Consider the following 7,176-nt stretch of genomic DNA (forward strand, 5'->3'; position numbering starts at 1 on the left):
AGGCCCGGCGTCGCCCCAAGGCGGGCGGCGCCGGCAGTGCGCTGTCAGTCACGCACCAGGCCCAGCTTGCGGGCCTCGTAGATCGCCTCGGTCTTGGAATGCACCTGCAGCTTGCGATAGCTGCGCTTGACGTAAGTCATCACCGTGTGCCGCGAAACATTCAGCATGCGGGCGATCTCTTCGAAATTGAAGCCCTTGGCGCTGAGTGTCAGCACCTGCCGCTCCTGCGGCGACAGCAAGGCGTCGTCGGCCGCGGTGGGCTGCGGCTCGGGTGCCAGGCGCAGCAGCAGCTGGCGCGCGATCACCGGGCTGATGGGGCTGCCGCCAGCACGCAGCGCACGGATCTGCTCGACCAGGTCCTCGGCCCGGCTGTCCTTCAGCAGATAGCCGGTCGCCCCGGCTTCCAGCGAGGCCATCACATGCGGTTCGTCGCCGAACACCGTGACGACCATCACATCGGTCTGCGGCAGGTGGTCGTGCGCGAAGCGGATCAACTCGATGCCGCTGCCGCTGGGCAGGCCCAGGTCGACCAGCAACACGTCCGGGCGCACGCCTTGCAGCAGCTGCAGGCCCTGCGGCAGGTCGGCAGCGGTGCCGGCCAGCAGCATGTCAGGCGCCTGGGCCACCATTGCGCTGAACGCGGCGCGGAAGCGTTCATCGTCCTCAACGATCACGACAGTCAATGCAGTCATGGTGCGCAGTGTAGGGACTCGCCGACGGCGTGCCGGTGCCCTGCGCCTTCGTCACTGCTTCAAGGGACAGTTTCCGACCCAGGCCTGTGCAGACCGCACGAAAAACGGGGCGTCCAAGCGCCCCGAAACATCACCGCAACTTCTACAACGACAACACCACCGCGCAGCCGCGGTGTCCCCCTCCCGGAGGGTGGCTCGGCGTACCCGCCGAGCCGGGTGCTCCATTCAATCGGCTTGCTTGCGCAGGAAGGCGGGGATTTCGATTTCGTCCATGCCGTTCGAGCTCAGCGCCTCGACCTTGGCTGCTGCCTGCGTGCGGCCAGTGCGCCAGACGCTGGGCGTGGCCAGGTGGCCGTAGTCGTGCGCCGCGGGCGCGGGCGCTGCACCGTGGCTCATGCCATGCGCCGCACCGGCCATGCCGGCCTGCATCGGCGTGTTCAGCAGCGGCAGGTTGTCGGTCCCGGTGCGCAGCACCGGCTGGGTCTGCACCACCGTCAGCGGCGCCTGCGCGCGGCGGGCCGAGGACAGGCCGGTGGCGATCACCGTGACGCGCAGCTGGTCGCCCAGGCTTTCGTCGTAGGCGGTGCCATAGATGATGTGGGCTTCATCGGCGGCGTAGCGCTTGATCGCGTTCATCGCGTTCTTGCTCTCGGAGAGCTTGAAGTTGTTGCGCGACGCAGCGATCAGCACCAGCACGCCGCGCGCGCCGGACAGGTCGATGCCTTCCAGCAGCGGGCAGGCGACCGCGGCTTCCGCCGCCTTGGTCGCGCGGTCCGGGCCGCTGGCAATGGCGGTGCCCATCATCGCCTTGCCCGGCTCGCTCATCACGGTCTTCACGTCTTCGAAGTCGACGTTGACCAGGCCGGGGATGTGGATGATGTCGCTGATGCCACCGACCGCGTTCTTCAGCACGTCGTTGGCATGCGCGAAGGCCTGGTCCTGCGTGACGTCGTCGCCCAGCACTTCCAGCAGCTTCTCGTTGAGCACCACGATCAGCGAGTCGACGTTGGCTTCCAGCTCGGCCACGCCGGCATCGGCCTGCTTGCAGCGCCGGCCGCCTTCGAAGTCGAAGGGCTTGGTGACCACGCCCACCGTCAGGATGCCCATTTCCTTGGCCACCCGCGCGATCACCGGCGCCGCGCCGGTGCCGGTGCCGCCGCCCATGCCGGCGGTGATGAACAGCATGTGCGCGCCGGTGATGGCCACGCGGATGCGGTCCTCGGCTTCTTCGGCCGCAGTCTTGCCCACGTCGGGCTTGGAGCCCGCGCCCAGGCCGGTCGAGCCCAGTTGCACCAGCTGCGCCGCGGCGCTGCGGTTGAGCGCCTGGGCATCGGTGTTGGCGCAGATGAATTCCACGCCTTGCACGCCCTGGGCAATCATGTGCTCGACGGCATTGCCGCCGCCGCCGCCCACGCCGATCACCTTGATCTGCGTGCCCTGGTCAAATTCTTCGATCATCTCGATGGCCATTGGAACCTCCTTCGTCGTCGCGTTGCAGTTGCCGTTATCTGAAAAAACCTGAATTCACTCAATCACTTCTGGTGAGGCTTCAAGCGAGCCTCTTGATCCGGGACCCACATCCCTAGAAGTTGCCCAGGAACCAGTCCCGGGCTTTCCCAAACATCGTCTTGACGGACCCCGCCTGCTGCGCGGCCTTGTGGCCGCGGGTGTGGGCGAGGCGTGCTTCTTCGAGCAAACCCATCACGGTGGCCGAGCGTGGGTTGGCCACCATGTCGAACAGCGCACCGGAGTAGGTCGGCAGGCCCTTGCGGACCGGCTTGAGGAAGATGTCCTCCCCCAGCTCGACCATGCCCGGCATCACCGCCGTGCCGCCGGTGATCACGATGCCCGACGAGAGCAACTCCTCGTAGCCGGACTCGCGGATCACCTGGTGCACCAGCGAAAAAATCTCTTCGACCCGCGGCTCGATCACGCCGGCCAGCGCCTGGCGCGACAGCATGCGCGGCACGCGGTCGCCCAGGCCCGGCACTTCGAGCTGCTCGCTCGGGTCGGCCAGCAGCTGCTTGGCCACGCCGTATTCGACCTTGATCTCTTCCGCATCCTTGGTGGGCGTGCGCAGCGCCATCGCGATGTCGCTGGTGATCAGGTCACCGGCAATCGGGATCACCGCGGTGTGGCGGATCGAGCCCCCGGTGTAGATCGCCACGTCGGTCGTGCCGGCGCCGATATCGACCACCGCCACGCCCAGGTCCATCTCGTCTTCGGTCAGCACCGCAGCCGCAGAGGCCGTCGGGCTCAAGGCCAGCTGCTCGACTTCCAGGCCGCAGCGGCGCACGCACTTCAGGATGTTCTCGGCCGCGCTCTGGGCGCCGGTCGCGATGTGCACCTTGACTTCGAGCCGGCTGCCGCTCATGCCGATGGGCTCCTTGACCTCGTGCCCGTCGATCACGAACTCCTGCGACTCGACCAGCAGCAGGCGCTGGTCGTTCGGGATGTTGATCGCCTTGGCGGTCTCGATCACGCGCGCCACGTCGGTCGGCGTGACCTCGCGGTTGTCGCGCACGATGACCATGCCGGTCGAGTTCTGGCCGCGGATGTGGCTGCCGGTGATGCCGGTGTAGACGCGCTCGATCTTGCAGGCGGCCATCATCTCGGCTTCCTTCAGTGCCTGCTGGATGCTTTGCACCGTGGCGTCGATGTTGACCACCACGCCGCGCTTCAAGCCGTGTGACGCCGCCACCCCCAGGCCGGCCACACGCAGCTCGCCACCGGGCAGGACCTCGGCCACCACCGCCATCACCTTGGCGGTGCCGATGTCCAGCCCGACGACGAGATCCTTGTATTCCTTGGCCATGCCTTCCTCAGTTGGTGCGCGTGCCGGTGTCGGCCGCTGTGTTCAGTCGCAACGCATAGCCGTCGGCGTGGCGCAGGTCGGCGTGGTTCCAGGCCCGGTGCTGGCGCGCGGCCACTTGCGAGACGGTGCGCACGAAGCGCTCGCAGCGCGCGATCACCTCATCCTCCGAGCCGCGGCCCACCTCGACCACGCCGCCGTTGTCCAGCTCAACCTCCCAGGAGCCGCGGTCCGACAGCGCCAGCCGCACAGGGCTCAGGTCCATCGGCCGGAACACCGCGGTGAGCCGCCGATACATCGCCAGCATCGTCGGCGCCTGGCCTTCATTGCCGTCGAATTCCGGCAGCCGCTCGTCATCCACGTCGCCCACGTTGGCGTCGAAGATCTCGCCATGCGAATTGACCAGCCGGTCGTTGCCCTCGTCGCCCAGCCACACTGCCACCGGCTTGTGCTCTTCCAGGCGCACCAGCAGCCGGTTCGGCCAGACCTTGTGCACCACCGCATGGCGCACCCAGGGCACGGCTTCGAAGGCCTGGCGCGCAGCCTGCAGGTCCATCGTGAAAAAGCTGCCAGCCAGCCGCGGCGCGGCATTGGCGCGGATGGTCGCGACGCTGTTGCGCGTCACGTCGCCTTCGAGGCGGATGCCGCGTATCGTGAAATACGGCTGGCGCGCGATCCAGCCGGCCGCCGCACCCGCGGCCACCACCACCGCCAGCAGCACCACGGCGGCAGTGGTCGAGTTCATGACCCGCACGTCCAGCGGCAGCTCGGCGCGCAGCGGGCTGCGAGCAAAGCGGGCGGTGAAGTTGGCGGCGGCGTTCATGGCAGCGTTCAGGCCTTGGCAGGCGGGTTGTCCAAGCTGGCACCGGCCAGCAGGTGCACACACAGTTGCTCGTAGCTCATGCCGGCAGCCTGGGCCGAGCGCGGCACCAGCGAGTGGCCGGTCATGCCCGGGGAGGTGTTCATCTCCAACAGGAAGGGCTGACGGTCGCTGGCGCGGATCATCAGGTCAGCGCGGCCCCAGCCGCGGCAACCCAGCAGGCGATAGGCCTCGACGACGATGCGCTGGATCTCGCGTTCCTCGGCCTCGGGCAGGCCGCTCGGGCAGTGGTACTGCGTCTCGTCGGAGTGGTACTTGTGCTCGAAGTCGTACTTGCCGTCGGGGGCCTGGATGCGGATCACCGGCAATGCGACGGCGGCGTCACCTTCTCCCAGCACCGGGCAGGTGACCTCGTCGCCTTCGATGAATTCTTCGCACAGCACGTCAGGGTCGAATTGTGCGGCGAAGGCCACCGCTTCATGCATCCCTGAATACCCCGGCACCTTGGTCACGCCAAAAGAGGAACCTTCTCTTGCCGGCTTGACGATCAGCGGCAGGCCCAGCGTGTCCGGCACCTCGCGCGTGACCTCGCGGCCATGCTCGCCGCGGCGCAGGCGGCGGAACTTCGGCGTGGGCAAGCCCTCGGCGATCCACACGCGCTTGGTCATGACCTTGTCCATCGCCACCGCCGAGGCCATCACGCCCGAGCCGGTGTACGGAATGCCCAGCAATTCGAGCGCGCCCTGCACCGAACCGTCTTCGCCATGGCGGCCATGCAGCGCGATGAAGCAGCGCGCGAAGCCTTCGGTCTTCAGTTCATGCAGGCCACGCTCGGAAGGGTCAAAGGCATGCGCGTCCACGCCCTGCGACAGCAGCGCCTTCAGCACGCCTTCGCCCGACATCAGCGACACCGGCCGCTCGGCGGAATCCCCGCCCATCAGCACCGCAACCTTGCCGAAGCTCTTCACGTCAATGGCGGTCATGCCGCGCCTCCGCTCAACTCGACAACCTTCGCCGGCACTGCGCCAATCGAGCCTGCGCCCATCGCGATCACGACATCACCATCGCGCGCAAAGGCCCGGATCTCCTCGGGCAGCAGCGCCACCTCGTCGACAAACACCGGGTCGACCTTGCCGGCCACACGCAGGGCGCGTGCCAGCGAACGGCCATCCGCCGCGACGATGGGCGATTCACCGGCGGCATAGACCTCGGTCAGCAGCACCGCGTCGGCCTGGCCCATGACCTTGACGAAGTCCTCGAAGCAGTCCCGCGTGCGGGTGTAGCGGTGCGGCTGGAAGGCCAGCACCAGGCGCTGGCCCGGGAAGGCGCCGCGGGCCGCGGCAAGCACCGCGGCCATCTCGACCGGGTGGTGGCCGTAGTCGTCGATCAGCGTGAAGGCGCCACCTCCGTTCGCCGGCAGCTCGCCATAACGCTGGAAGCGCCGGCCCACGCCGGTGAAGCTGGCCAGCGCGGCGACGATGGGCTCGTCGCGCAGCTCCAGTTCGGTCGCCACCGCGATCGCAGCCAGCGCATTGCGCACGTTGTGTTCGCCCGGCAGGTTCAGCGTGATGTCCAGGTCCGGCATCACGCTGCCATTGCGGCGCTGGCAGGTGAAGCGCATCTGGCCGCCGCGCAGCGCCTGCACGTTGACCGCACGCACCTGCACGTCTTCGCCCATGCCGTAGGTGATGACCGGGCGCGAGATCATCGGGATGATGCTTTTCACGCCAGGGTCGTCGCCGCACAGGATGGCGGCACCGTAGAACGGCATGCGGTGCACGAAGTCGACAAACGCGCCCTTCAGCTTCGCGAAGTCATGGCCATAGGTGTCCATGTGGTCCGCGTCGATGTTGGTGACGACCGACAGGATGGGCATCAGGTTCAGGAACGAAGCGTCCGACTCGTCGGCTTCGACGACGATGAAGTCGCCCGAGCCCAGGCGCGAGTTGGCGCCTGCCGAATTCAGCTTGCCGCCGATCACGAAGGTCGGGTCCACGCCAGCCTCTGCCAGCACGCAGGTCACCAGCGAAGTGGTCGTCGTCTTGCCGTGCGTGCCGGCAATCGCAATGCCCTTCTTCAGCCGCATCAGTTCGGCCAGCATCACCGCGCGCGGCACCACTGGCACGCGGTGCGACCGGGCGGCGATCACCTCCGGGTTGTCGCCACGCACGGCGGTGGACGTGACGACTGCACCGGCACCGGCGATGTGCGCCGCGTCATGCCCGATGAAGATCTGGATGCCCAGCTCGCCCAGCCGCCGCGTGGTCGCGCTGTCGGCCTGGTCCGAGCCGGAGACCTTGTAGCCCAGGTTGTGCAGGATCTCGGCAATGCCGCTCATGCCGGCGCCGCCGACGCCGACAAAGTGAATGTGCTTGACCGCGTGTTTCATGGCTTGATCAGCCTTTCGATTTCATCGGCCACTTTCGCGGCCGAACCTTGTCGCGCCAGCATGCGGGCCTTTTGAGCCATCGCGAGCAGTTGCGTCCGGTCCAGTTGCTGCAGCAGCCCGGCCAGCTGCTGGGGGTTCATGTCGGCTTGCGCCAGGTGCAGCGCGGCGCCGCGCTCTGCCATCCAGGCCGCGTTGTCGCGCTGGTGCGAGGTGGTCGAGACCACCAGCGGCACCAGCACGCTGGCCACACCGGCCGCGCAGAGTTCGCTGACGGTGATCGCGCCGGCGCGGCAGACGATCAGGTCGCAGTCGGCCAGGCGCTGGTCCATGTTGTCGATGAAAGGCAGCACCTCGGCCTGCAGGCCCAGCGTGGCGTACCGGCTGCGCACGTCATCGAGGTTGCTCGTGCCGGTCTGGTGGGTGACCTGCGGTCGCAACTCGGTGGGCATCTGCGACAGCGCCG

At 67.7% G+C, this 7,176-nt stretch carries 7 protein-coding genes; all 7 read right to left on the bottom strand.

What is annotated here, in order from left to right:
* Positions 1–44: 44 nt before the first annotated feature.
* Positions 45–692 carry a response regulator gene (locus FKP22_RS16020; RefSeq protein ID WP_141288464.1) on the bottom strand — a complete coding sequence of 216 codons (648 nt, stop codon included), beginning with the start codon at positions 690–692 and terminating at the stop codon, positions 45–47.
* A 225-nt stretch (positions 693–917) separates the two neighbouring features.
* Positions 918–2,162 carry a cell division protein FtsZ gene (gene ftsZ, locus FKP22_RS16025; RefSeq protein WP_141288465.1) on the bottom strand — a complete coding sequence of 415 codons (1,245 nt, stop codon included), beginning with the start codon at positions 2,160–2,162 and terminating at the stop codon, positions 918–920.
* Positions 2,163–2,274: 112 nt separating this feature from the next.
* On the bottom strand, positions 2,275–3,507 hold the full coding sequence (gene ftsA, locus FKP22_RS16030) for a cell division protein FtsA (RefSeq protein ID WP_141288466.1): 1,233 nt from the start codon (positions 3,505–3,507) through the stop codon (positions 2,275–2,277).
* Between the two features lie 7 nt (positions 3,508–3,514).
* On the bottom strand, positions 3,515–4,327 hold the full coding sequence (locus FKP22_RS16035) for a cell division protein FtsQ/DivIB (protein WP_141288467.1): 813 nt from the start codon (positions 4,325–4,327) through the stop codon (positions 3,515–3,517).
* A gap of 8 nt (positions 4,328–4,335) precedes the next feature.
* Positions 4,336–5,307 (bottom strand): D-alanine--D-alanine ligase, encoded by a 972-nt coding sequence (locus FKP22_RS16040; protein ID WP_141288468.1) that lies wholly within the window; start codon positions 5,305–5,307, stop codon positions 4,336–4,338.
* Positions 5,304–6,713 carry a UDP-N-acetylmuramate--L-alanine ligase gene (gene murC, locus FKP22_RS16045; RefSeq protein WP_141288469.1) on the bottom strand — a complete coding sequence of 470 codons (1,410 nt, stop codon included), beginning with the start codon at positions 6,711–6,713 and terminating at the stop codon, positions 5,304–5,306. The genes FKP22_RS16040 and murC overlap by 4 nt, the downstream gene beginning before the upstream one ends.
* On the bottom strand, positions 6,710–7,176 hold a 467-nt coding region (locus FKP22_RS16050; RefSeq protein ID WP_310733341.1), incomplete at its 5' end, for a UDP-N-acetylglucosamine--N-acetylmuramyl-(pentapeptide) pyrophosphoryl-undecaprenol N-acetylglucosamine transferase. The genes FKP22_RS16050 and murC, both read right to left, overlap by 4 nt.

This window comes from Ideonella azotifigens (assembly GCF_006519715.1).
Lineage (GTDB): Bacteria > Pseudomonadota > Gammaproteobacteria > Burkholderiales > Burkholderiaceae_C > Ideonella > Ideonella azotifigens.

Bases quoted from the DNA above. Each gene is read 5' to 3' on its own strand.
- ftsZ (WP_141288465.1), bottom strand. From the start codon at position 2,162: ATGGCCATCGAGATGATCGAAGAATTTGACCAGGGCACGCAGATCAAG.
- ftsA (WP_141288466.1), bottom strand. From the start codon at position 3,507: ATGGCCAAGGAATACAAGGATCTCGTCGTCGGGCTGGACATCGGCACC.
- murC (WP_141288469.1), bottom strand. From the start codon at position 6,713: ATGAAACACGCGGTCAAGCACATTCACTTTGTCGGCGTCGGCGGCGCC.
- FKP22_RS16040 (WP_141288468.1), bottom strand. From the start codon at position 5,307: ATGACCGCCATTGACGTGAAGAGCTTCGGCAAGGTTGCGGTGCTGATG.
- FKP22_RS16020 (WP_141288464.1), bottom strand. From the start codon at position 692: ATGACTGCATTGACTGTCGTGATCGTTGAGGACGATGAACGCTTCCGC.
- FKP22_RS16035 (WP_141288467.1), bottom strand. From the start codon at position 4,327: ATGAACGCCGCCGCCAACTTCACCGCCCGCTTTGCTCGCAGCCCGCTG.